The sequence below is a fragment of the Rhodococcus sp. IEGM 27 genome, assembly GCF_033142305.1.
Taxonomy (GTDB): domain Bacteria; phylum Actinomycetota; class Actinomycetes; order Mycobacteriales; family Mycobacteriaceae; genus Rhodococcus_F; species Rhodococcus_F oxybenzonivorans.
The window spans coordinates 762885-787816 of sequence record NZ_JAWLSG010000003.1 but is presented as its reverse complement, the minus strand read 5'-3'; the positions used below and the strand labels follow the sequence as shown (position 1 = coordinate 787816).

Annotated in this window: 23 protein-coding genes; 10 read left to right on the top strand and 13 right to left on the bottom strand. The window is 65.5% G+C overall.

Translation table 11 applies throughout. The features are described from left to right. Nucleotides 1-52 precede the first annotated feature (52 nt). Nucleotides 53-577, bottom strand: coding sequence for a gluconokinase (locus R4P95_RS14565; RefSeq protein ID WP_317744006.1), 525 nt, complete (start codon nucleotides 575-577; stop codon nucleotides 53-55). An 11-nt stretch (nucleotides 578-588) separates the two neighbouring features. Next, nucleotides 589-1983 (bottom strand): GntP family permease, encoded by a 1395-nt coding sequence (locus R4P95_RS14560; protein ID WP_213576205.1) that lies wholly within the window; start codon nucleotides 1981-1983, stop codon nucleotides 589-591. Nucleotides 1984-2150: 167 nt separating this feature from the next. Here R4P95_RS14560 and R4P95_RS14555 point away from each other — a divergent pair, with 167 nt between their 5' ends. Then, complete coding sequence (locus tag R4P95_RS14555; protein ID WP_317744008.1) at nucleotides 2151-2876, top strand: FadR/GntR family transcriptional regulator; 726 nt, start codon at nucleotides 2151-2153, stop codon at nucleotides 2874-2876. Between the two features lie 4 nt (nucleotides 2877-2880). Here the strand turns inward: R4P95_RS14555 and R4P95_RS14550 are convergent, their stop codons facing one another. The 5 genes from R4P95_RS14550 to zwf all read right to left on the bottom strand — a co-directional run bounded on the left by R4P95_RS14550 (nucleotide 2881) and on the right by zwf (nucleotide 9728). After that, the gene (locus R4P95_RS14550; protein ID WP_317744015.1) at nucleotides 2881-4335 is read right to left on the bottom strand and encodes a sugar porter family MFS transporter; all 1455 of its coding nucleotides are present in this window, start codon (nucleotides 4333-4335) and stop codon (nucleotides 2881-2883) included. Nucleotides 4336-4507: 172 nt separating this feature from the next. After that, the gene (locus R4P95_RS14545; RefSeq protein ID WP_317840477.1) at nucleotides 4508-5713 is read right to left on the bottom strand and encodes an ROK family transcriptional regulator; all 1206 of its coding nucleotides are present in this window, start codon (nucleotides 5711-5713) and stop codon (nucleotides 4508-4510) included. Nucleotides 5714-5742: 29 nt separating this feature from the next. After that, nucleotides 5743-6369, bottom strand: coding sequence for a bifunctional 4-hydroxy-2-oxoglutarate aldolase/2-dehydro-3-deoxy-phosphogluconate aldolase (gene eda / locus R4P95_RS14540; RefSeq protein WP_213576201.1), 627 nt, complete (start codon nucleotides 6367-6369; stop codon nucleotides 5743-5745). Nucleotides 6370-6381: 12 nt separating this feature from the next. After that, nucleotides 6382-8235 (bottom strand): phosphogluconate dehydratase, encoded by a 1854-nt coding sequence (gene edd, locus R4P95_RS14535; RefSeq protein ID WP_317744023.1) that lies wholly within the window; start codon nucleotides 8233-8235, stop codon nucleotides 6382-6384. Continuing rightward, nucleotides 8232-9728, bottom strand: coding sequence for a glucose-6-phosphate dehydrogenase (zwf, locus tag R4P95_RS14530; protein WP_317744025.1), 1497 nt, complete (start codon nucleotides 9726-9728; stop codon nucleotides 8232-8234). The genes edd and zwf overlap by 4 nt, the downstream gene beginning before the upstream one ends. Nucleotides 9729-9879: 151 nt before the next feature. Here zwf and R4P95_RS14525 point away from each other — a divergent pair, with 151 nt between their 5' ends. Next, complete coding sequence (locus R4P95_RS14525; protein ID WP_213576198.1) at nucleotides 9880-11070, top strand: ROK family transcriptional regulator; 1191 nt, start codon at nucleotides 9880-9882, stop codon at nucleotides 11068-11070. Between the two features lie 70 nt (nucleotides 11071-11140). On the opposite strand, the gene catC is transcribed toward R4P95_RS14525, so the two are convergent. From catC to catA, 3 genes are read right to left on the bottom strand one after another with little or no spacing between them, the layout of a single operon-like run. Further along, nucleotides 11141-11422, bottom strand: coding sequence for a muconolactone Delta-isomerase (gene catC / locus R4P95_RS14520; RefSeq protein ID WP_317744028.1), 282 nt, complete (start codon nucleotides 11420-11422; stop codon nucleotides 11141-11143). Between the two features lie 15 nt (nucleotides 11423-11437). Further along, nucleotides 11438-12559, bottom strand: a complete 1122-nt coding sequence (locus tag R4P95_RS14515; protein ID WP_317744031.1) for a muconate/chloromuconate family cycloisomerase — start codon at nucleotides 12557-12559, stop codon at nucleotides 11438-11440. A gap of 29 nt (nucleotides 12560-12588) precedes the next feature. Beyond that, nucleotides 12589-13431, bottom strand: a complete 843-nt coding sequence (gene catA, locus R4P95_RS14510) for a catechol 1,2-dioxygenase (protein WP_317744034.1) — start codon at nucleotides 13429-13431, stop codon at nucleotides 12589-12591. A 209-nt stretch (nucleotides 13432-13640) separates the two neighbouring features. On the opposite strand from catA, the gene R4P95_RS14505 reads away from it, so the two are divergent. After that, nucleotides 13641-14411 carry an IclR family transcriptional regulator C-terminal domain-containing protein gene (locus R4P95_RS14505; protein WP_213576196.1) on the top strand — a complete coding sequence of 257 codons (771 nt, stop codon included), beginning with the start codon at nucleotides 13641-13643 and terminating at the stop codon, nucleotides 14409-14411. Nucleotides 14412-14425: 14 nt separating this feature from the next. Here the strand turns inward: R4P95_RS14505 and R4P95_RS14500 are convergent, their stop codons facing one another. Next, nucleotides 14426-14914 (bottom strand): intradiol ring-cleavage dioxygenase, encoded by a 489-nt coding sequence (locus R4P95_RS14500; RefSeq protein ID WP_317744038.1) that lies wholly within the window; start codon nucleotides 14912-14914, stop codon nucleotides 14426-14428. A gap of 230 nt (nucleotides 14915-15144) precedes the next feature. Here R4P95_RS14500 and R4P95_RS14495 point away from each other — a divergent pair, with 230 nt between their 5' ends. Beyond that, on the top strand, nucleotides 15145-16092 hold the full coding sequence (locus R4P95_RS14495; protein ID WP_317744040.1) for an acyl-CoA thioesterase: 948 nt from the start codon (nucleotides 15145-15147) through the stop codon (nucleotides 16090-16092). 30 nt (nucleotides 16093-16122) lie between these two features. Here the strand turns inward: R4P95_RS14495 and R4P95_RS14490 are convergent, their stop codons facing one another. Further along, nucleotides 16123-17061, bottom strand: a complete 939-nt coding sequence (locus R4P95_RS14490) for an AraC family transcriptional regulator (RefSeq protein ID WP_317744041.1) — start codon at nucleotides 17059-17061, stop codon at nucleotides 16123-16125. A gap of 165 nt (nucleotides 17062-17226) precedes the next feature. On the opposite strand from R4P95_RS14490, the gene R4P95_RS14485 reads away from it, so the two are divergent. After that, nucleotides 17227-17787: a flavin reductase family protein gene (locus R4P95_RS14485; protein ID WP_159923621.1), complete on the top strand. Its 561-nt coding sequence runs from the start codon at nucleotides 17227-17229 to the stop codon at nucleotides 17785-17787. Nucleotides 17788-17815: 28 nt separating this feature from the next. Further along, nucleotides 17816-19432: a 4-hydroxyphenylacetate 3-hydroxylase family protein gene (locus R4P95_RS14480; protein WP_317744044.1), complete on the top strand. Its 1617-nt coding sequence runs from the start codon at nucleotides 17816-17818 to the stop codon at nucleotides 19430-19432. Nucleotides 19433-19452: 20 nt separating this feature from the next. Here the strand turns inward: R4P95_RS14480 and R4P95_RS14475 are convergent, their stop codons facing one another. Then, nucleotides 19453-20394, bottom strand: coding sequence for an AraC family transcriptional regulator (locus tag R4P95_RS14475; protein WP_317744046.1), 942 nt, complete (start codon nucleotides 20392-20394; stop codon nucleotides 19453-19455). Nucleotides 20395-20605: 211 nt separating this feature from the next. Here R4P95_RS14475 and R4P95_RS14470 point away from each other — a divergent pair, with 211 nt between their 5' ends. The 4 genes from R4P95_RS14470 (at nucleotide 20606) to benB (ending at nucleotide 24905) form a co-directional block, all read left to right on the top strand. After that, nucleotides 20606-21817, top strand: a complete 1212-nt coding sequence (locus tag R4P95_RS14470; protein ID WP_213576190.1) for a cytochrome P450 — start codon at nucleotides 20606-20608, stop codon at nucleotides 21815-21817. A gap of 2 nt (nucleotides 21818-21819) precedes the next feature. After that, nucleotides 21820-22827: a 2Fe-2S iron-sulfur cluster-binding protein gene (locus R4P95_RS14465; protein WP_213576189.1), complete on the top strand. Its 1008-nt coding sequence runs from the start codon at nucleotides 21820-21822 to the stop codon at nucleotides 22825-22827. Between the two features lie 171 nt (nucleotides 22828-22998). After that, nucleotides 22999-24381: a benzoate 1,2-dioxygenase large subunit gene (benA, locus tag R4P95_RS14460; protein WP_317744047.1), complete on the top strand. Its 1383-nt coding sequence runs from the start codon at nucleotides 22999-23001 to the stop codon at nucleotides 24379-24381. A 14-nt stretch (nucleotides 24382-24395) separates the two neighbouring features. After that, the gene (gene benB / locus R4P95_RS14455; RefSeq protein WP_317744049.1) at nucleotides 24396-24905 is read left to right on the top strand and encodes a benzoate 1,2-dioxygenase small subunit; all 510 of its coding nucleotides are present in this window, start codon (nucleotides 24396-24398) and stop codon (nucleotides 24903-24905) included. The last annotated feature ends 27 nt before the right edge of the window (nucleotides 24906-24932 follow it).

Here is a 24932-nt window from a genome sequence, read left to right as displayed (position 1 = left end):
CTCGATCGCGACAGTGCCCGGGCCGCAAAGTCGGTCGAGTCCGTTCGGCTGTTCAGCTCTCCAAACGGCGCTCGAGCTGCGCAATGATGTCGGCGGCGACCTCGGTGGGCGAACCACCCACGTCGACGACGATGGCGTTCTCGTCCGGTTCGATCGGCTCGAGCGTCGAAATCTGCGTGTCGAGGAGCGAAGCCGGCATGAAATGGTCGAGCCGGGTGGTCAGTCGCTGCCCGATCTGTTCTCTCGATCCGGCGAGATGGACGAACACGACCTGATCGCCGCGCAGCACGTCACGATAGCTGCGCTTGAGGGCCGAGCACGTGATGATTCCCGGGAGACCCTTGTCGGTGTGGTCCTTGATCCAGGCCGCGATCAGGTCGAGCCACGGCCACCGGTCTTCGTCGGTCAACGGCTGCCCGGACGCCATCTTCGCGACATTCGCCTGCGGATGCAGGGCGTCACCCTCCTGCAGGTCCCATCCCATGGCGCCGGCGATAATTCCGGCCACCGTGGACTTCCCCGACCCGGACACACCCATCAGTACCAGTACCGGAGTTGTCTTGTCGTTACGCGTCATTGGTCTGTCCCTCAGATGAATGCGCTCAGCGCGAGGACACCGGCCAGGCCGGTCACGGAAATGATGCACTCCATCACCGTCCATGTCTTCAGGTTCTGAACCACGGTGACTCCCAGATACTCCTTGACGAGCCAGAAGCCGGCGTCGTTGACGTGGGAAAGGAAGAGTGATCCGGAGCCGATGGCGAGAACCATCAACGACACGTGGGTGGACGTCAGTTCGGCAGCGACCGGGGCGAGAATCCCGGATGCGGTGACGGTCGCGACGGTGGCCGAGCCCGTGGCGACACGGATCAATACCGCGACCAGCCAGGCGAGGAACAGCACCGGAAGGGCGCTGCCCTTGATGGCCTCGGCGATCACATCGGCGATACCCGTGTCGATGAGAACCTGCTTGAATCCGCCGCCCGCTCCGACGATGAGGAGGATTCCCGCGATCGGGGGCAGCGAACTTTCGAGCGACGACGCAATGGCCTTGCGGTCCATACCGCCACCGCGGCCGAGCAGCGCCATCCCGGCGAGCACGGCCAGACCGAGGGCGACGACCGGGGTTCCGAGGAAGTCGAGCAGGTTCTTGGCGGCGGCCTCCGAATCGGGGGCGATGACGTCGGCGATGGCCTTACCCAGCATCAGGACGACGGGCAGCAGGATGGCGGCGAGGGTCGCTGCGAAACCGGGGCGTTGACGCTCGGCGGCTGCCTCGGCACCCTCGAGGTCCTCGGTGGTGACATACAGCTCGGGTACCGGCACGTCCACCCAGCGCGCCGCCAGCTTGCTGAAAAGCGGGCCGGCCACGATCACGGTCGGAATGGCCACGACAACACCGAGCGCGAGGGTGAGCCCCAGATTGGCGTTGAGGGCCGACACCGCGACGAGTGGTCCGGGGTGCGGTGGGACGAGGCCGTGCATGGCCGACAAACCGGCGAGGGTGGGGATGGCGATGCGCATCAACGACAGGCCCGACCGTCGAGCTACCAAGATGATCACCGGCATCAGCAGCACGAGGCCGATTTCGAAGAACATCGGTAATCCGATGACCGCGCCGACCAGAGCCATCATCCAGGGCAGTGTGCGTGGTCCGGAACGTCCGACGAGCGTGTCGACCACCCGATCTGCGCCACCGGAGTCGGCAAGCAATTTTCCGAACATTGCGCCGAACCCGATGAGGATGCCGACGCTTCCCATCGTCGCGCCGAAGCCCTCCACGAAGGCGGCCACCGAGTCCGTGGCTCCGAGCCCGGCGGCGATACCGACACCGACGGCACCGATCGCCAACGCGAGAAAGGGATGCAGCTTGAGCCAGGTGATCATCGCGATGATGGCGGCGACGCCGACGACGGCGGCCGTGATCAAGCGCGCGTCATGACCGGCGCTGTCCGCGGCGGCGAGTAGTGAAGCGGTACCCATCTGTTGCTCCCGGGTTATCGGTGGTGGACTCGACCCATGTTCGTGATGCCCGTCACTTTGCCTCATAAATCCTACGATTACAAGATGTCTAGCTATTACGTAGTACTTAGAAGCGAAGTTGGGCGTCAATGTGTGTTCAGGGCGGGCGACCATGGGAGCATCGGCGAATGACCAACTCAGACGCCGTCGAGTACCGGCAGTTGCACGAGACGGTGCTCGACCGGTTGGGAAGCGACATCGTGGCGGGTGTCGTCGCGCCCGGCACCCGCATCTCGGCCGACGACGTGGTGACGCAGTACTCCGTCTCCCGCACCGTGGTCCGGGAAGTGGTGCGCGTCCTCGAATCTCTGGGACTTCTCGCGGTGCGGCGCAGAGTAGGCATCACCGTCCTCGGTGAGGACCACTGGAACTCCCTCGACCCCAGCGTCATTCGATGGAAGCTGGCCGGGCCGCAGCGCTTCGAGCAACTGTCCAGCCTGAGCGAGTTGCGGTCGGGTATCGAGCCTCTCGCGGCCCGTCTCGCAGCAGAGCGCGCCACACCGGAACAGTGTGGCGCGCTGACAGCGGCAGTAATCGGCATGGCGTCCACCGCCCGGGCTGCGGACACCGACGCCTATCTCGGCCACGACTCCGACTTTCACCGGACGTTGCTGGCCGCCTCGGGCAATCCCTTACTGAGGGCGATGTCGCAGATCGTGGTGGAGGTTCTCGAGGGCAGGACCCGGCATTCGCTCATGCCGCACGTCGCCGAAGACGAGGCCATTGCACTCCACGGCGTCGTCGCTTCGTCCGTTCAGAGGGGCGATGCGGCTGCCGCGGAGGCGGCCATGCGGGCGATCGTCACCGAATCCGCCACCGCGATCGAAGAACTGAAGGACGACACCGAGCGCTGAATATCTACACCACCGGATCCGATTGCATGGCTTCGAGTTCCACACCCTTGGTCTCTTTGACCCAGCGGAGGACGAAGACGAGCGACAGCACCGCACACACGGCGTAGAAGCCGTAGGAGATGCCGAGCGAGAAGTCCTTCATCGACGGGAAGCTCACGGTGATCAGCCAGTTCGCCGCCCATTGTGCACCGGCAGCCAGGGACAGGGCCGCCGCCCGGATGCGGTTGGGGAAGGCCTCTCCGAGCAGGACCCAGACCACGGGTCCCCACGACATTCCGAAGGCCACCACGAAGAGGTTGGCGGCGATCAGCGCGATCGGCCCCTGCAGACCTGTGAGCTGGGGAGTTGTCACCCCGTTCACGACGGTGGTGGAGGCGGTGCCGAAGATGACGGCCATGGTCGCGAGTGTCACGGCCATGCCGGCCGAGCCGATGATGAGAAGCGGTCGACGGCCCACCCGGTCGATGTACGCGATCGCGATGAGAGTGGTCGCAATGTTGACCACCGAGGTGATGACGGTGATCTGCAGCGAACTGCCCTCGTCGAAACCGACCGCCTGCCACAGCACGCTCGAGTAGTAGAAGATCACGTTGATGCCGACGAACTGTTGAAAGACCGACAGACCGATCCCTATCCACACGATCGGCAGGAGACCGAACGCCGGCCCCTGCAGGTCCTTGATGGAGGGTTCGTTCTCGCGAGCAAGAGTGGCACGAATGCTCTCGACTTTGAGGTCGAGACCCTTCTCCCCGAGAAGCACTGCGAGAACGCCACGGGCCTCACCGAGACGACCCTGGGCAATCAGGTAGCGGGGCGATTCAGGGATGGTCAGCGACAGCAGTCCGTACGCGAGCGCGGGAATGCACATGGCGAGGAACATCCATCGCCAGGCTTCGAGTCCGAACCACAATTCCTCCTGGGACCCGCCGGCAAGGGCGGCCAGTGCGTAGTCGACGAGGAGCGAGACGAAGATGCCGGTGACGATCGCGAGCTGCTGCAGTGAACCCAGGCGTCCCCGCACTCGAGCCGGAGAAATTTCCGCGATGTATGCGGGGGCGATCACCGAGGCCAAGCCGACACCGAGGCCGCCCACGATGCGGAACACCACCAGGACTTCGACATCAGGGGCGAACCCCGTCCCCAGCGCGCTGAGCAGGAACATCACCGCGGCAGCCTGCATCGTGACGAGCCGTCCGTACCGGTCGGCGATGCGGCCGGCCACCATGGCGCCCGCGGCAGCACCCAGCAGGGCCGAAGCGATGGCGAAGCCGAGCAAGGCCGACTCGACCTGGAACTTGCCTTCGATCGCCGAGACCGCGCCGTTGATCACCGCGCTGTCGTATCCGAACAAGAGGCCGCCCAGGGCAGCGACAGCCGCGATCCGGAAGGGCACAGCCGTGCCCTCCCCTGTGTCGCCGGGCGGCACCGTTGCGCCGGGTGACAGAACGTTTTCGGTCATGGGACTCCTCGGGAGGAAGGGGGGTATGCGAGGCCGAGACCCGCCGCGCGGCGAAGGCGCACGCAGTAAATGTGGTGTGGACCACAGTAGGCAAGAAAGGCGCGAATCGTCAACCTATGAACATAGGAACCCGAAAATATCGAGCGTGATGTTCGGAAATGAATACTTCGAGTCAGGCAGGTAGTGCAGAACGCAAGCCCAGCGCGACGGCACCGAGCACCTGAGCCCGGGAGCCCAACTCGGCGACACGCACCTCGAGCGATCGCACTGCGCTGGGCACGGCGTAACGCGCCAGCACCTCACGAAGGGGACCAAGCAACAAATCGCCCGCAAGGGCGAGTTCCCCGCCGATGACGAGACGCTCAGGGTTGAGGAGGTTGCAGAGGCTCGCGGCGGCGACGCCGACATGCCTGCCGGTGTCGGCGAGCACCCTGACGCAGGCGGCATCACCGTTCTCAGCCATGGCGACGACGTCGGCGATGCTCAGGCCGGTGCCGCGGCTCGGCTCGAGCAGGGCGATGACGACGTGGGAGGCGACGAGCGTCTCGAGGCATCCTCGGTTGCCGCAACGGCATACCTGACCGAACTCGTCGAGAGTAACGTGGCCGATTTCGCCTGCGGTGCCGCCTCTTCCACGGTAGAGCCGGCCGTCGAGGACGAGGCCGGCGCCCACACCGTCGGACAGTTTGATGTATGCGAGATCGGTGGTTCCCCGGCCTGCGCCCCACATGTGCTCGGCCAATACACCGAGGTTGGCATCGTTGTCGACGTGGACGGCGATACCGAGATGATCGGACGCGATGGCGGCGGCGTCGACACCCACCCAGCCGGGGAGGATCGACGGGCCACCGACCTCACCGGTGTCGGTTTCGAGCGGCGCGGGCAGGCCCATGCCGACGGCCAGGACGGACGTGCGGCCGCAACCGAGACGATCGAGGGCAGCGTCGAGAAGGGTGCCCGCCTGCACCACGCCTTCTTCGGCGCGATGTCCGGCTGCGAGTTCGACTCTCTCCTCGGCCAGGACATCATGTGCCATGTCGGCGACTGCGACGGTGAGGTGCCGGTGGCCGAAGTCGATCCCGACCGCGAGCCCCATCTTCCGCGTCAGTCGCACCGCCCGACCGCGCTGGCCGGGGTGGTCGCCGTCAGGCACGGTGACCATTCCGGCCGCGGTCAGTTCCTTGACCATTCCGGCCGCGGTCAGTTCCTTGACCATGTTGGAGACGGTGGCGGGAGCTAAACCGGTGCGCCGGGCGATCTCGGCCTGGGTCAGCTCGCCCGACATCTGCAGGGCGCGCACCACTCGGTGCTGATTGGCGGACTTCAGCGAAGACTGCGAGCCCGGCCGTCCTGGATCACCGTTTTCCTTGTCTCGCACGACCTCACCGTACCGCGCGCGTTCTCGGCCTAACGAGCGAGTGCTGCCGCCTCACTGGCCAGCGCGCTGATCCGGTCCCAGTCCTTCTGCTTCACGGCGTCGGAAGGCGTGAGCCAGGATCCACCGACGCACCCGACGTTGGGCAGTGCCAGGTAGTCCCGCACATTCGAGGTCGACACCCCGCCGGTGGGGCAGAACCTGGCCGCGGGAACGGGCGAATGGATCGAGCCGAGGAACTTGGCACCCCCGGACGCCTCGGCCGGGAAGAACTTGAGTTCCCGGTAGCCGTGTTCGAGGAGGAACAACACCTCGGACACGGTCGCGGCACCGGGGAGGTGCGGCAGACCGGTGTCGGTCATCGCCTTCAGCAGCGACTCGGTGCTACCCGGCGACACCAGGAACTGGGCACCGGCTTCTGCTGCACGCGCCGCCTGGTCCGGTCCCACAATGGTGCCTGCACCCACGCAGATGTCCGGCACCTCGGTCGCGATCGCCTTGATGGCGTCGAGTGCACAGGATGTGCGCAGGGTCAGTTCGATCATGGGGATGCCGCCGGCCACCAGCGCGCGCGCCACCGGAACGGCATGTGCAACGTCGTCGATCACGACGACAGGGATGACCGGGACACGGTCGAGGAGAGAAGGACTAACAGTCACTGGAGTTGCTCCTTAAGCGGGTTGGGGATGAAAGACGCTGGCGCCCTGGGTGGCCGGCCCGACGGCGGCGCGGAGTCCTGCGAAGAGTTCACGCCCCGTGCCGACCCATTCGTCGACACCGAGCGCACGACCGGTCGCCGGACGGGCGGCCAGTTCTTCGTCGTCGAGATGCACGTTCACAGTTCCGGTCACGGCATCGACGGTCAGGAGGTCGCCGTCACGCACACGCGCGAGCGGTCCGTCTGCGGCCGCCTCCGGGGTGAGGTGAATAGCTGCCGGCACCTTTCCCGAAGCGCCGGACATCCGGCCGTCGGTGACTAATGCGACCCTCCGGCCCTGGTCCTGCAGGACACCGAGTACAGGTGTGAGCTTGTGCAACTCGGGCATGCCGTTGGCGCGTGGGCCCTGGTACCGGAGCACGGCCACGAAATCGCCCGTCAGCGTGCCCGCCTCGAACGCGGCGAGGAAGTCGAGCTGGTCGTCGAAGACCCTCGCCGGGGCGGTCACTACGCGGTGGTCCGGGTGGACGGCCGACGTCTTCATCACGCACGAGCCCAGATTTCCGGTGAGCATCTTGAGTCCACCGTTGACGTCGAACGGGTCTTCCGGTCCGCGCAACACGCTGGTGTCGAGGCTGATTCGCGTACCCGGCTGCCATTCGACGCCGTCCCCGGACAGCTTCGGCTCTTCCGTGTAACGGCGGAGTCCGGAACCGGCAACGGTCTTGACGTTCTCGTGCAGCAGGCCCGCATCGAGCATGGAGGAGACCACGTAGCCGAGGCCGCCGGCGGCGTGGAAGTGGTTCACGTCCGCCGAGCCGTTGGGGTAGATGCGGGCGAGCAAGGGCACGACCGCGGACAGCTCCGCCAGATCGTCCCAGGTCAGCGTGATTCCCGCGGCCCGGGCGATCGCGACGAGGTGCATGGTGTGGTTGGTCGATCCGCCGGTCGCGAGCAACGCGACGCAGCCGTTGACCACGGCACGCTCGTCCACGACCTCGCCGACCGGCGTGTAATCGTCGCCGAGTGCGGTGAGCCCGGTGACGCGCTTCCCCGCTTCGGACGTGAGGGCATCACGCAGCGGGGTACCGGGGTTCACGAAGCTCGATCCGGGCAGGTGCAGGCCCATGACCTCCATGAGGAGCTGGTTGGAGTTGGCCGTGCCGAAGAACGTGCAGGTGCCTGCGCCGTGGTAGCTGGCCGCCTCCGCGTCGAGCAGTTCCTCGCGTTCGGCCTTGCCCTCCGCGTAGAGCTGGCGAACGCGGGACTTCTCGTTGTTCGGCAGACCGGATGTCATCGGTCCGGCCGGAACGAAAATCGTTGGTAGATGCCCGAATCCCAGTGCGCCGATGAGCATTCCCGGCACGATCTTGTCGCACACGCCCAACATCAGCGCGCCGTCGAACATGTCGTGTGACAGTCCGATCGCCGTCGCCATCGCGATCACGTCACGGCTGAACAACGACAACTGCATGCCGTCGCGGCCCTGGGTGATGCCGTCGCACATCGCGGGAACACCACCGGCGAACTGGGCGATGCCACCGGCCTCCATGACCGCGGCCTTCAGCTGTCGCGGGAAATGCTCGAACGGCTGATGCGCCGACAGCATGTCGTTGTACGACGAGACGATCGCGATGTTGGGCTTGACGAAGCTGCGCAGCGCCTTCTTGTCGGCCGGGCCGGACGCGGCGAAGCCGTGCGCGAGGTTCGCGCAGGCCAGTTTGCCGCGCGCCGGTCCCTGGTCGCCCGCCTGCCGGATCCGGTTCAGGTAAGTCGTGCGCTCGGACCTGCTGCGTTCGATGATTCGCTCGGTGACGGCGGCGAGGACGGGGTGCACGTCGGCGGTCGGTGTGGGTGCGTCGGTCATGCGGGAACTCCTTCGTGCCAGGCGCGGCCGTCGCGCTCGATCAGGGTGGTCGCGTCGGTGGGTCCGTTGGTGCCGGCCGGGTAGCGGCGCGGGGCGCGCTCGGACTTCTCCCAGCCGACGAGGATCTGCTCGACCCACTCCCAGGCGGCCTCGACCTCGTCGCGGCGCATGAACAGGGTCGGGTTACCCCGGACCACGTCCATCAGCAGCCGCTCGTAGGCGTCGGGTGACGGACGCTTGAACGTTTCGATGTAGTTGAGGTCCAACGACACCGGCCGCAGGCGGATACCGCCGGGGCCGGGTTCCTTCGCCGTCATGTGCAGCCGCATGCCCTCGTGGGGCTGGAGCTGGATCACGAGACGGTTGGGTTCGCTGTGGCCTTCACTGCCGGGAAACATCGGGTGCGGGACGGGCTTGAACTGCACCACGATCTCCGAGCATCTGCGGTCCATCCGCTTGCCGGTGCGCAGGTAGAACGGCACACCGGCCCACCGCCAGTTCTGGATCTCGGCCTTCACGGCAATGAACGTCTCGGTGCGACTGTGGGGGTTCTCGACCTCGTCTCGGTAGCCGGGAACGGCCACACCCTCGGCCAGTCCGGGACCGTACTGTCCTGCGACGGTGCACCGTTCGACGTCGTCCGGGCTCATGGGCTTGAGAGCTTGCAGCACCTTCAGCTTTTCGTCGCGCACAGTCTCACGATCGACGTAGGTGGGGGGTTCCATCGCGACGAGGCACAGCAGCTGCAGCAGGTGGTTCTGCAGCATGTCGCGCAGCGCTCCGGCCGACTCGTAGTACCCCCCGCGACTCCCGACACCCAGCGATTCCGCGACATTGATCTGCACGTGGTCCACCGACGTGGAATTCCACAACGGCTCGAGAAACGTATTGGCGAAGCGAGTGACGAGGAGGTTCTGCACACTCTCCTTGCCGAGGTAGTGATCGATGCGGAAGATTTGCGATTCGTCGAATACGGCGCCGACCGCGTCGTTGACGGCGCGTGCCGAGGCAAGGTCGTGTCCGATCGGCTTCTCGAGTACCGCCCGGGACTGCGCACTCGCAAGGCCGTGCAACTGCAGGTTCTCGCAGATCGGCCCGAAGAGTCCCGGTGCGCATGCTAGATAGAAGACTCGGATGAACTCCTCCCGCCCCGCGAGACATTCGGTGATGCCCGTCCAGGTGTCGGGATCGGCGAGGTCGACGCTCACGTACTCGAGCCGACGGAGAAATCGGTCACACGTCTGCGCATCCAGTTGATCATTCGGGACGAACCGCGCGAGTTCCCCCCGGACCTTGTCCCGATAGCCCTCGGTGTCGAGGCCCGCTCGCGAGGCGCCGATCACCCGGGTCTCCGGTGGTAGCTGTCCGTCGCGATCGCGCAGGTAGAGCGCCGGAAGCAGCTTTCGGACGGCGAGGTCGCCTGTTCCGCCGAAGACGACGAAGTCGCAGGGATCCACCGTCTTGGCTGGAAAGACCGTGTTCGCAGGTGGCATGTCATTCTCCCTCTGAAAGCCGATGTGTGGGCCGTCACAGATGAGAGTAAGGCAACTTCGGCGCTCAATCAATACAGACTTAGGTCTTTTTAAGAACAAAGGCGCATCGCTTACGTTGTCAGTCGAGCGACCGGGTTGGTTGAATGGCCATATGCGGACGACGCCACGATCGACTACTTCCCCGGCGACGGGCGGCGACGTCTTCGCGCTCATCCGCGACGGCCAAGCAACCACCCGAACCGAGATCGGGAATCTCACCGGCCTGTCCCGCACGGCGGTGGCGGCCCGCGTCTCGACACTGCAGGCGTCCGGACTCGTCGTGGAACGAGAAGAAGGCGTCTCGACCGGCGGCCGGCCACCGGTCAAGCTCTCCTTCCACGTTCAGGCAGGGGTGGTGCTGTCCGCCGCGATCGGCCGGAGTCGCACCCAGCTCGCGATCTGCGACCTGGCCGGGGACGTCCTCGTCGTCGAGGACGTCGAGCAGGAAATCGGCACGAGCCCAGCGGAATTGATGCCGGTCATTGCGCAACGCCTGATCGCGCTCCGCGAGAGCCTGGGCGAGACGGCCCGCCGCGCCGTGGGAGTCGGGATCAGCCTGCCCGGCACCGTCGACATCGAGCGCGGGTGCAGCCTCAACTCACCGATGATGTCGGGGTGGGACGGGGTGCCGTTGCAACCATTTCTCGCCGAGGTGACCGATGCGCCCGTCTTCGTCGACAACGACGCCAACGTCATGGTTCTGGCGGAGCGGCGTGGAGAGCGCCGCGACTTCGCCGACATGCTCCTGATCAAGGCATCCACCGGCCTCGGCGCCGGGATCGTGTCCGGAGGAGCCCTTCAGCGGGGCGCTCTCGGCGCTGCCGGTGAAATCGGGCATACGAAAACCGCAGCGGCACAAGGTGTGGTGTGCCGCTGCGGCGACGTGGGATGTGTCGAGGCCGTTGCGGGTGGGTGGGCCTTGGTCCGTAACCTTCAGGGACAGGGACGCAACGTCACCCACATCCGTGACGTAATCACGCTGGCGCTCGCGGGCGACGCGGAGGCGCGGCGGATGATTCGGGAGAGCGGGCGTCAGATCGGCGAAGTGTTGTCCGGCGTGGTCAATCTCCTCAACCCGGAGGTCGTCATCGTCGGCGGCGACATGGCACAGGCCTACGACACTTTCGTCGCCGGACTTCGGGAAACCCTGTACGGCAACGCTATTGCCGTGGCCACCCAGCAGCTACAGATTCTGCCCTGGACGCACGGGGAGCTGTCCGGGGTGGTCGGTAGCGCCACCATGGCGCTCGACCACGTCCTCAGCGTGCGGGCCGTCGACCGGCTCCTCGCGCAACAACGATAGGGCGCTCCGCGCCTCGTGAGTGGTTGACGAGTCCCTGGACTCGTTAACCACTCACGGGCGGCGGAGCCGCCTACTTGACGTCGGAACCGTGCCGGGTGAGCGCGGTGATCTCGATGTTCATGTAGGGGAACAGCGGCAGATTCCACAGTATTTCGTGGAGTTCGTCGGCCGAATCGACGTCGAAGATGCTGATGTTGCTGTACTTTCCGACGATTCGCCAGATCTCCGGCCACTTACCGGAGCGCTGCAGCTCCTGAGAGTAGGCCTTCTCCTTGGCGATGGTCTCGTCCCGGATGTCCGGGTCGAGGTCGCGGGGAATGTTGACGTCCATCCGGACGTGAAAGAGTGCCATCGGGTGGTGTTCTCCTCAGTTCCTGGTCCAAGTCTTGACGGCATCCATGTTGAGCTCGACTCCGAGCCCGGGACCTTCGGGCAGATGCACCTTGCCGTCGCCGTACCGCAGTGGTTGCTGCAGCAGTTCTTCACTGAACAGCAGGGGTCCGAACAGTTCGGAACCGAAGTCGATGCCGGGTTCCGAGCAGGCGAAGTGAATGGACGCCGCTGTGCCGATCGGCCCCTCGATGGACGTGGCTCCGTGGCAGGCGATGCCGGCCGCCTTGGCGATGGCCACCACCTCGCGACTGCGCCTGAGGCCACCGCATTTGGTGGTTTTCACGGCGATGACGTCGGCCGCGCCGCGCCGCGCGACCTCGAGAGCATCGTGCGGCGTCTGGACGCTTTCGTCCGCCATCACGGGGACGGGGACGAGCCGGTTGAGTTCGGCGAGGACCTCGAGCTGTTGACCGGGGGTGGGCTGCTCGATCAGTTCGACGCCGCCTTCGACGAGGAGGGGCACGTACTTCAGCGCGGTGAGCCGGTCCCAGCGGGCATTGACGTCGATACGGACGCCGGCCTTGCCCTGCAGTGCCTGGGCGATCCGGACGACCCGGGCAGTGTCGACCTCCGGGTCGAGGGCGCCCATCTTGAGTTTGAAACTGAAGTGCCGCTTCGACTCGACGAGGCCGAGGGCCTCCTCGACGATCTCGTCGGCGGGAGCGGCGCCGAGAGCCCACGTGACCTCGACGCTGTCCCGGAAGGCTCCGCCGAGCAGCGTATGCACCGGCACACCGAGGCTGCGCGCCCAGGCGTCGTGCAATGCGACGTCGACGGCGGCCTTCGCGAAACGCGCGTTCGCGACCACCCTTTCGATGTCCGACATGATGCCCGTGATCTCGTCGACGCCCCGGCCCAGCAGGACCGGGACGAGGTAACGCTCGACGATCGCCTGCATCGTCTCCACCGATTCGCCGCCCCACCACGGGCCGCCCGGAACGACACCTTCGCCGTAGCCGGTCACGCCGCCCGCGGTGGTGACGGCGACGAGCAGCAGCGGCTGCGCCGTCATCGATGTGGTGGCGAACTTGTGGGGACGCACCAGCGGCACATCGAGGATCGTCGTTTCGACGGAAACGATAGACAGGTCGGTCATCGAATCACTCTCTCTACGGGTGGAACAGCTCACGCGGGGTCGAGCACGAAGTTGTAGGTGACGTAGTTCTTGCCGTCGTCACCGGTCTTCGGGTCGAGGATGAGCTCGGGCTTGGTGGCGGACGCGACGTCGCTGTCGATCCACTCGCCGCCCTTGAAATACAGCTGCGTGGTCACCGACTCCTTACCGGGAGCCGACACGATGAGATGCAGGTGCGCGGGACGCCACGGGTGACCGTTCTGCGCCTCGATGAACTGACCGGTCGGGCCGTCGGTCGGAATCTTGTAGGGCGCCGGCTGGATCGTGGTGATCTCGTAGCGGCCCTCCTCGTCGGCGATGATCGTGCCGCGCAGGTTCCACTCGGGCAGGTGCGGGGCGAACTGCGAGTAGTAGCCGTCGTTGTCGGCGTGCCACAGCTCGACCTTCGCGCCGGCGAGCCCGTTCCCCTCGAGGTCGGTGACCTGGCCGGAGAAGACCAGCGGGGTGATCTTCCTGTCTTCCTCGCGCATGGGCAGGGTGCAGGTGGCGGGCAGTTCCGGCGCACCGGCGATGTAGTACGGGCCCTCGATGCTGCCCTTGGTTCCCTTGCGGGTGCGGGCGAGAACCTCTTCGACGGAGTGCTCGATGAACACGTCGAGGAACAGCGGCCACTCCCCGCCCTCACCGACGTCGATGAGCCACTGCTTGAACACGCGGTACTCGGGGTAGGTGACGCCGTGCTTCAGGATCACGTCGTTGAGCGCGCCGAGGGCATCCTTGGCGATCGCCGCGAGCCGCTCCGGTGAGGTGTCGGCGCTGACGCGTTCGGACTTGAATTTGCCGGTGGCTGCGGAGCCGGAACCGGCGGCGGTGGGGCTCTCGGTGGTGGTCATCTGTTTCTCCTTGGGCTGGGAGGGAAGCGGATAAGGCTGATATCGAGTTGTGGGCGACACGGTGGGTGTTCACGCGCCGAGGTCTTGCGTTATGTACGCTGTGCGTACTAGTATCACGCTGTGCGTACACATCTACTGTGCGCGCAGTCACATTGAAATGTCAACCCCGACTTCCGTGCACCCTGACGAAACCGCTGGTGGAGGCCGCAATGCCCGAGAACGATCGCGACTACATCCAGAGCATCGAGCGTGGCTTCGCGGTGCTTCTGGCCTTCGATGCGCAGCGCCCCAACCCGACACTGGCCGAGCTCGCCACCGAAGCGGGGCTTTCGCGTCCCGCGGTCCGTCGAATCCTGCTCACCTTGCAGAAGCTCGGTTACGTCGCCGGCTCGGGAGGCCGGTGGTCGCTCACCCCCCGCGTGCTCAGCATCGGGCAGCACTACTCGGAGTCGCACGCCCTCATCGAGGCGGCGATGCCCCGACTGCTCGAGGTGGCGGAGAAGACTCAGGAGTCGGCCTCGCTGGGAGTGCTCGACGGGGCCGACGTGGTCTACGCAGCGCGCGTTCCCGTCCGCCGGATCATGAGCATCAACGTCTCGGTAGGCACCCGGGTCCCCGCGTACGCCACGTCGATGGGGCGCGCACTGCTCGCGTGGGCTCCCGCCGACGTCGTCGAACGCGTGGTCAGCGAGTCGACCTTCGCCAAACTCGGACCCGACACCATCGGCAGCGCCGCAGAGCTCGAACGTGAACTCACCAAGGTGCGTGAGCAAGGATTCGCGTTGACGTCCGAGGAGCTCGAAAAGGGACTCATCTCGCTGGCCGCCCCGGTCCGCGACGCGGCGGGCTCCGTCGTGGGCGTGGTGGCCTGCTCCACCTCCACTGCACGCAATACGCCCGCACAATTCCGGGAACAGGCCGTGCCGTGCGTCCTCGCCGCCGCGGCCGCCCTCAGCGCCGACATGGGGTTCGCGGGCTGACAGCTGCGGTCCGGCTACAGCGGGTCGAGCACGAATTCGCACGACATCTGGTGCGTTGCACCGGGCGGCGGCACCACCCGCGTCCCGAGCGAGCGGTAACCGCGCGCATGCACGATCACGTTGATGTGACCCACCTCGTTACCGCTTGGGACGCTGGAGAATTCGCACGGCGCGGGCTTGATGGTGGAGATGTCGAAGCGACCCCCGGCGCAGGTGACGACGATGCCGCGCAGGTTGTTGCGCAGAATCTCCACGGAGTACCCGGAATAGCATCCGTCGGCGTCCGCGTGCCACACCTCGAGCTCTGCCCCCGACAACGTTTCGCCGTCGCGCGACCGCACCACTCCCGTGATGCGCAGCGGAGTTCCGGGTTCACCGGGGAGTGCCGCGAGGTTTGCCTTCCAGGGCAGCACTCGCTGGGCGGGGAGGTAGAACTCCAGGTCGACGTGGTCGAGGCTTGCCCGGTCCACGTGCGGTGCGGACGTGGTCGACGTCGAGGTCATTATTAGATCCGATCACTCTCGTACGCTATGCGTACCACGAGAACGCTGTGCGGTCGCTTCCGAGTGTGCTTGTAGTCACACGGTTCGTCAACCCGCGGCCCGTTCACATCGGGGACGGGTGGGTCCGGTACATCCGTGGGATAATTACCCCGCCATCGGCGGACAACGACGTTTCGCCGCCCCGGTTCGCGCTTTGTGCCGGCCACGTCGCATCCTCGAGGATTACATCGATGAACACCCCTCCCCGCAGCATCACACTCCGCTTCCTCGCGGCCCCCACGGAGGTAGCAACCCTGGGCGGATCGATCCAGGGCGGACGCATCCTCGAGTGGATCGACAAGGCCGCCTACGCGTGCGCGGTCGGCTGGAGTGGCGGCTACTGCGTCACCGCCTATGTGGGAAACATCCGCTTCACCCGATCGATCGAGTCCGGTCACCTGGTGGAAGTTGAGGCGAGGCTGGTGCACACGGGCCGCTCGAGCATGCACATCCAGTGCACGGTGTCCTCCGCCGACCCGCGGACCGGTGAGTTCACCGAGGCCAGTAACTGTCTGGTGATCTTCGTGGCCGTCGATGATTCCGGTAAGCCGAAAAACGTCCCGGCGTGGCTGCCCGTCACCGCCGAGGACCACGCCGAAGCCGACGAGGCGATCATGCGGATCGGACTCCGCGCCGACATCGAAGAGGCGATGAGCAGGCAGGAATACACGGACAAGGGCACGGCACCCGTGTCGGTCATGAGATTTCTCGCAGCCCCCACCGACGTCAACTGGGGCGGCAAGACCCACGGTGGCACGGTGATGCGCTGGATCGACGAGGCCGCCTACCTCTGCGGTACCGCCTGGAGCGGCGGTCCGTGCGTCTCGGTGTACGCCGGTGGGGTCCGGTTCTACCGGCCGATCCAGATCGGTCACGTCGTCGAGGTCGATGCCCGACTGCTCCATACCGGGGCGCAGACCATGCACATCTCGGTGCACGTGCGATCAGGCGATCCGCGCACGGGTGAGATGAATCTGACCACCCACTGCCTCACCGTGGTCGCCGCGATCGGCGAGGTGGGCGCCGCAACCGCAGTGCGGCAATGGATTCCGCAATCCGATGAGGATCGCGGGCTCGAGGCCCACGCCCGGGAACTCATCGCGCTGCGGGCGCGCGCCCGGATCGGCGCCCTGTCGTAGCCAGGCCGAACGGCGACCGACCGGACGACGTCAGCCGCGCAGCACGTCCGACGGCGCCGCCCCGTACTTCTTCCGGAACGCCGCCGCGAACCGGCCGGTGTGGGTGAACCCCCACCGCATCGCGACATCGGACACCGTGGCCGAGGGGTCGGCGCAGAGCAGGTCGGCGTGGACACGATCGAGTCGCACGTCGAGCAGGTAGTCGCGGGGGCTCACCCCGACGTACTCCTGGAATCCCTCTTGAAGGCGGCGGACCCCGACACCCGCGATCTCGGCCATCTCGGCCGCCGTCCACGCCCGCGCGGGGTCGGCGTGGATCTCGTCGATGACCCGCTTGACGATGCGCGGCCGGGTACCGGCACCGGCCGTCTCGTCGTCCGGGATCGCTGCCAGGACGAGTGCCGTGGTGACCGCCCCCGACAGCTGCTCGGCGACGAGGGGGTTGGCGTAGACACCGTCCGAACGCAACATCTGATCGAGGAGTGAACGCACCAACGCCAGCCAACTGGCACCGTTCGCGCTGGTCAGATCGAATTGCGGGGGAAGTCGCAGCCCTGGTCGCGCCAGAATCCGCGCCATCTCCCTGTGGAGGTAGTCGCGGTCGACCCGCACCCCGATGATCGAGCAGTCCTTGCTCCAGTCGGTGATGAGCGTCGTGGTGTCGGGTGGACAAATGGTCCCCGACCCGGGTGCCGACGACACCTCGGTTTTCCCGGTCACCGACTCCAGGTGTCCCGACAACGGCACGTTCACCGCGTACGCACCCGGGTGATCCGACTGGATCGATACGTCGGCTCCCCACCCGATGTGGGTGATCTTCACCGGGCCCAGCTCCACGGCTTCCGCGACTGTATTGCCGGCGGTCTCTCTGCTCAGCGGGGTCAGGCGGTGCGGGAAGTAGACGTCCGACACCACGTGCGACGCCTCGTCCCAATCATCGGAACGGACGAACCTGGACGTGGTCGACATGGCACAAGTGTGACTGCGGACACCATCGATTGCAATTTCCGCCGTGATCCGAGTCACTGCGCAAAGTGGATCGGCACCTCGCACAGCGGATCGACGCGCGGTGGACCTGGTCGTACCTTCGTGTTCACCGCACCAGCGCCCCGACACGAAGGGAGGCTTCCGATCATGGAACAGCGCGAACTCCGGAACATTTTCGGACAGTTCGCCAGCGGAGTCACTGTCATCACATGCAGCAACTCCGACGGCGAACCGCACGGGGCCACCGTCACCGCCTTCACCGCCGTCTCCCTCGAGCCACGGCTGTGCCAGGTGACGCTGACCCGTAAGTCGAAGGCGTGCCGCTACCTCAGCAACGCGCCCTTCGCGGTGAACATCCTGGCCGCCGACCAGGTCGACACAGCACTGCATTTCGCCGGCCGGCCGCAGGAGCCGCAGCCGACGTGGACGGACGGCCCCACCGCCCCCGTCCTCTGCGGCTCGGCCGCCACGCTGTCGTGCGTGCCGTGGGCCGAGTACGACGGCGGCGACCATCTCATCTTCATCGGCGAGATCGTCGACGCTCAGACCACCGGAAAGGATCCGTTGCTGTTCTACCGCAGCACATTCCACGACCTCGGCGCCCCGTCGGCTTCGGCCGCCTGGAACGGTTCCATGGACGACCCGCACAGTGGCTGGTTCGACGCCACCACCTCGTTCACCCCGTTCCATCTCCACACCGTCTCCTGATTCCGATTCCCGAAGAAAGGCCATCTCGATGACCACCACCGAATCCGCCCCCGAGACCGCCGTCGACCGCACCAAGGTCAACGTCGCCGCCGACAGCGAGGTGAATCGCACGAAGAACTTCGCGTCGCGGCCGATGACCGGCGACGAGTACATCGAATCGTTGCGTGACGATCGTGAGATCTGGTTACACGGCGAGCGTGTCGAGGACGTCACCACACACCCGGCGTTCCGGAACCCCATTCGCATGACTGCCCGTCTCTACGACTCGATGCACACCGGTGAGCACGTCGACAAGGTCACCACCCCCACCGATACCGGCAACGGCGGCGTCACCATGCCGTTTTTCAAGGCGCCGACCTCGTCCGACGACCTCCTGAAGGAGCGCGACGCCATCGCTACCTGGGCGCGGATGACCTACGGATGGATGGGCCGCAGCCCCGACTACAAGGCGTCCTTCCTCGGAACCCTCCACGCGAACAAGGAGCTGTACTCGCCGTTCCAGGACAACGCCGAGCGCTGGTACAAGGAGTCGCAGGAGAAGGTCCTGTATTGGAACCACGCCATCATCAATCCTCCCGTGGACCGGCAGCTGCCTCCGGACGAGGTCGGCGACGTGTTCATGAAGGTGGAGAAGGAAACCGACGCAGGCATCATCGTCTCCGGTGCCAAGGTGGTCGCGACCGGTTCGGCTATCACCAACTACAACTTCATCGCCCACTACGGTCTGCCGATCAAGAAGAAGGAATTCGCGCTCATCTGCACGGTGCCGATGGACGCACCGGGCGTGAAGCTGATCTGCCGGTCCTCGTTCACCCAGAACGCCGCGGTGATGGGCACCCCGTTCGACTACCCGCTGTCGAGCCGGATGGACGAGAACGACACCATCTTCATCTTCGACAAGGTCCTCGTGCCGTGGGAAAACGTTTTCATGTACGGCGACGTCGACAAGATCAACGGCTTCTTCCCGCAGTCGGGCTTCCTGCCCCGCTTCACCTTTCAGGGCTGTACCCGCCTCGCCGTCAAGCTCGACTTCATCGCCGGCATGTTGATGAAGGCACTCGACGCCACGGGAGCGGGCGGCTTCAGAGGCGTGCAGACCCGCGTCGGTGAAGTGATCGGCTGGCGCAACCTGTTCTGGTCCCTCACCGAATCGATGGCACGCAACCCGGAGCCCTGGATCGGCGACACCGTCATCCCCAAGCTCGAATACGGCCTCACCTACCGCATGTTCATGATCCAGGGTTACCCCCGCATCAAGGAGATCATCGAGCAGGATGTGGCATCCGGGCTGATCTATCTGCCGTCGTCGGCCGCCGACTTCAAGAGTCCCGACGTGCGTCCGTACCTCGACAAGTACGTTCGCGGCTCGGACGGCATGACCGCGGTCGACCGCGTGAAAATCATGAAGGCGCTGTGGGATTCGATCGGCACCGAGTTCGGTGGCCGCCACGAACTCTACGAGCGGAATTACTCCGGCAACCACGAGAACGTCAAGGCGGAGCTGCTTTTCGCCGCCGAGAACCGTGGTGACGTCGCCTCCATGAAGGGCCTGGCCGAGCAGTGCCTGGCCGAGTACGACCTCGACGGCTGGACGGTGCCGGACCTCATCGGTAACGACGACGTCTCGTACTTCGGCAACAAGTAACTACACACGCGCGATCCCCGTCAGAAGCGCACGAGCTCTGACGGGGATTTGCCGTACCTGCGACGGTATGCAGCGGAGAACCGGCCGGCGTGGGTAAACCCCCACCGCGCAGCGATGTCGGAAACCGTGACACCTGGCTCCCGCGCCCTCAGATCGGCGTCGGCGCGGCTCAAGCGGATGTCGAGGAGGCATTCGGACGGGCTGCGCCCGACGTACTCGCGAAACCCTTCCTGCAGCCGGCGAACGCTGGTGCCCGCCAGCTGGGCCATGTCTGCCGCCGTCCACGCGCGGGCCGGGTCGTCGTTCAGGCCGTCGAGTACGCGCTTGACGATGCGGGGACGCGGCGCCGTCCTGTGCACGTCCTGATCCGGTGTGACTGCCAGGACGAAAGCTGCGGTGATGGCGCCGGCGAGCTGCGGTCCCACTACCGGATTGGCGAGCAGGTCGGATGGTTCACGCAGTTGCGCGGTCAGCGACCTCAACAGTCGGAACCAGCTGTTGCCCGAGGCGTCGGTGAGGTCGATCTGGGAGGGCAGCAGCAATTTCGGGCGCACGTCGGTGCCGAGTATCCGATCCGCTTCCCGTTCGAGGTATTCGCTGTCGAACTTGACGCCGAGCACCGAGCAATCCCCGCTCCACCGGCTGATCAAAGTGGGTTCGTTCGCCCGGAACACCGTCGCCTGGCCGGGCCGTGACACCACGTCGCCCACCGGGGAGCGCGACTCCAGGGAGCCGGAGAGCGGGATGTTGACCTCGTACGCGCCCGGGTAGTCGCAGGCGATCGATACGTCCGCACCCCAGCCCAGTCTGCCGAGGGTGACCGGCCCGAAATCGACGGTACGCATCGAGAGTTTCAGGGAGCCGTCCGGAGACAGGTCCGTCAACGTGTGCGGGAAGTACGCACCGGCCACCGCCCTCGACGCCGCGTCCCAGTCATGCGTCTCGGTAATCGTCGATGCCATCGCCTACACCTGCCTCGTCCACACGTCGTTCCGACCTCCATTGAAGCTGTGCCGTCCCGCTGAGTCGAGGATAACTGAGATACCAATCACAACTAGTCGCGCACATCGTCCAGCCGTCGCGCGAATCGGCTAGACGCGCCCGAGAGCCGGCCCCTACATTCTCCTTAACCCGCCGTTGCAGCGAAAGTTGTTATCGAACAAAGAGAATCACATGACTGCGACCCTTTCCTGGATCGACGAGATCACCATGACGGAACTCGAACGCAACCCTTACCCCGTGTACGAGCGGTTGCGTACCGAGGCTCCACTGGCGTACCTCCCGGTTCTCGGCTCCTACGTGGCGACCACTGCGGAGCTGTGCCGAGCCATCGCCACCAGCCCCGACTTCGAGGGGATCATCACCAAGGCAGGCGGCCGCACGTTCGGCCACCCCGCGGTGATCGGGGTCAACGGCGATATCCACCGCGACCTCCGCTCGATGGTCGACCCCGCTCTGCAGCCGTCGGAGGTGGACCGCTGGGTCGATTCACTCGTCCGCCCCATTGCCCGGCGTTACGTGGAGCAGTTCGAGAACCACGGGAAGGCCGACCTGGTGTCGCAGTACTGCGAGCCGGTGAGCGTGCGGGCATTGGGCGACCTGCTCGGCCTGAACGACGTCAGCTCGGACACGCTACGCGACTGGTTCCACCGGCTGTCGAACTCCTTCACGAATGCCGGCGTGGACGAGAACGGTGAGTTCACCAACCCGGAGGGCTTCATCCAGGGCGATGACGCGAAGGCCGAGATCCGGGCCATCGTGGACCCCCTGATCGACAACTGGATCGTCAATCCCGATGACAGCGCCATCTCCCACTGGCTGCACGACGGGATGCCCGAGGGACAGGTACGCGAGCGGGACTACATCTATCCCACACTCTTCGTCTTCCTGCTCGGCGCGATGCAGGAGCCCGGGCACGCAATGGCGTCGACCCTCGTCGGCCTGTTCAGCCGTCCGGAGCAGCTCGAGGCGGTGATCGACGAACCCGCGTTGATCCCGCGGGCCATCTCCGAGGGCATGCGCTGGACTTCCCCGATCTGGTCGGCGACGGCCCGCATCAGCACGAAGGACGTCACAGTCGGCGACGTCTTCCTGCCCGAGGGTTCGGTCGTTCTGATGTCCTACGGCTCCGCCAACCACGACGCCGAGGTGTACGACGCTCCGACGGAGTACGACATGACGCGCCCACCGCTGCCCCATCTGGCGTTCGGCGCCGGACAGCACGCCTGCGCCGGTATCTACTTCGCCAATCACGTGTGCCGCATCGGGCTCGAGGAGCTCTTCGAGGCAATCCCCAACCTCGAACGGGACACCGGCGCCGACGTCGAATTCTGGGGCTGGGGTTTCCGCGGCCCGACAGCACTGCACGCCACCTGGGAGGTATGACCATGACCCGCACCGAGACACACACCGTGTCCGTCGGCACCGACACAGTCCAGTGCGGTCCCGATCAGGCCATCCTCGACGCCTTTCTCCGCGGCGGCGTCTGGATGCCCAACTCGTGCAACCAGGGCACGTGCGGGACCTGCAAACTTCGGGTCGTGTCGGGTTCGGTGGATCATCGCCGATCTCCCGACAGCACACTGAGTGCGGCCGAGCGCGACGCCGGGTTCGCGCTGGCCTGCCAGGCTGCTCCCTGCGGTGACACGGTGGTGGAGCGGCTGGACTCGGCACCCGCGACGACCGTTCATGCCCTGCGGGATCTGGTAGGCACGGTCAGCGGAATCGAGGACATCGCCCGCGACACCCGGCGCTTACTCGTCACTCTCGACAGTCCGCTCGAGTTCTCGGCCGGGCAGTACGTGGAGTTACGGGTGCCGAGCTCGGATCAGGGGCGCCAGTACTCGATGGCGAACTCCCCCAGTGAGTCGAAAGTGCTCGAATTTCACATTCGCCGCCAAACCGGCGGGCTGGCCACCGACAACTGGATCTTCGGACCGTTGAGTGTGGGCGATCGGGTCGACATGGTGGGCCCGCTCGGCGACTTCTGCCTCGACACCGACGACGACGGGCCGATGATCCTGCTCGGCGGCGGAACCGGGCTCGCGCCGCTCAAATCGATAGCAGCCCAGGCACTCAGGGCTATACCCGACCGCACGGTTCATCTGTATCACGGCGTGCGCGAAAAAGCCGACCTCTACGACGTGGACCTGTTCCAGGAGTGGGAACGCGCGCACCCCGGCTTCCGCTACCGGCCATGCCTGAGTGACCAGACGTGGCCCGGTCGGACCGGCTACGTCACCGATGCATTCGTCGACGATTTCGATACCTGTCGCGGCTATTCCGGTTACCTGTGCGGGCCACCCGCCATGGTCGACGCCGGCGTCAAGGCGTTCAAGCGTCGGCGTATGGCTCCGCGGCGGATCTTCCGAGAGAAGTTCACCCCGGCCGTCTGATCGTCGCGCACACCGGGGTTGCCGGCCCCGGTGTGCGCATCGCGAACATGTCCTAGGCAGTACTCGGTAAATGCCTAGTGTGATGCAGCGCACAGGCTGCAAGAGTGGAATCCATTGCCGGACCCGGGCGCCCTCGCAGGGCGCAAGCCCCCGGAGATCTTGGAGGATCCCATGACTGAAACCCTGTACACAGCGCCGTCCGACGACGTTCGCGCCAAGCTGGCCGACGCACTGATCGAGGACGCGGAAACCGGACGCTACCAGGTGCGACGCAGCGTCTTCACCGACGAGGACCTGTTCGAACTCGAGATGAAGCACATCTTCGAGGGCAACTGGATCTACCTGGCCCACGAAAGCCAGATCCCGAACGTCGGCGACTACTTCACCACGTACATGGGCCGCCAGCCGATCGTCATCTCCCGGAACAAGGAGGGCGAACTCAACGCCCTGGTGAACGCGTGCAGCCACCGCGGCGCCATGCTCTGCCGGCGGAAGACGGACAACCGGACCACGTTCACCTGCCCGTTCCACGGCTGGACGTTCAACAACTCCGGCAAGCTCCTCAAGGTCAAGGACCCGCGTGAGGCCGGCTACCCGGAACAGTTCAACAAGGACGGTTCCCACGACCTCACCAAGGTTGCGCGGTTCGAGAACTACCGCGGATTCCTGTTCGGCAGCCTGAACCCCGATGTCCCGCCGCTCGAGGAACACCTCGGTGACACCACGAAGATCATCGACATGATCGTCGACCAGTCACCCGAGGGCCTCGAGGTGCTGCGCGGTGCGTCCACCTACACCTATGACGGCAACTGGAAACTGCAGACCGAGAACGGCGCCGACGGCTACCACGTGTCCGCCACCCACTGGAACTACGCCGCGACCACCTCGCGTCGTGAGTCGGGCGAATCCACCAACGCCACCAAGGCGATGGACGCCGGCAAGTGGTCGAAGCAGCAGGGCGGGTACTACTCGTTCGACAACGGTCACCTGCTGCTGTGGACCAAGTGGGCCGACCCCGCCAACCGGCCCCTCAACGAGCGTCGTGACGAACTCGTCGCCGAGTACGGCGAGGACCGCGCCGACTGGATGATCGGGGTGTCCCGCAACCTGTGCCTGTACCCGAATGTGTACCTGATGGACCAGTTCGGTTCGCAGATCCGGCATTTCCGTCCGATCTCCGTCGACAAGACCGAGGTCACCATCTACTGCATCGCCCCCAAGGGTGAGAGCCGGGCGGCACGTGCCGCCCGCATCCGCCAGTACGAAGACTTTTTCAACGCCACCGGCATGGCCACCCCGGACGATCTCGAGGAGTTCCGCTCCTGTCAGAAGACGTACCAGGCCGGTGCCGCACCGTTCAACGATCTCAGCCGCGGTGTCACCCACCAACTGCGGGGCCCCGACGAGGATGCAAAGAAGATCGGTATCAACCCCATCTCCAGTGGTGTGAAGACCGAGGACGAGGGCCTCTACCCGATCCAGCACGGCTACTGGGTGCAGGCGCTCACCAAGGCACTCGACGCCGACGCTGCCGCTGCTGCGAACAACCGCTGAGGGAGAAAAGTTACATGACTGCAGTAGCCGAAAACACCGTCACCCAGCACGATATCGAGCAGTTCCTCTACCGTGAGGCCCGCTACCTCGACGACCGTGAATTCGAGAAGTGGATCGAGTGTTATCACCCCGACTCCGAGTTCTGGATGCCGGCATGGGCCGACGACGGTGAACTGACCACCGACCCGATGACCGAAATCTCCCTGATCTACTACGCCAACCGCGGCGGCATCGAGGATCGGGTGTTCCGCATCAAGACGGACAGGTCGAGCGCGACGAGCCTGCCGGAACCGCGTACCGGTCACAACATCTCGAACGTCGAGGTGACCGAGCGCCGCGGCGAGGTCGTGGACGTCCGGTTCAACTGGTTCACCCTCTATTTCCGGTACAACACGGTCGACACGTACTTCGGGAATTCGTTCTACACCATCGACTTCTCCGGTGAGCAGCCTCTGATCCTGAAGAAGAAGGTCGTGCTCAAGAACGATTACATCCACCACGTGGTCGACATCTACCACATCTGACTTCTTCCCCATTCTTCGCGAATCGAG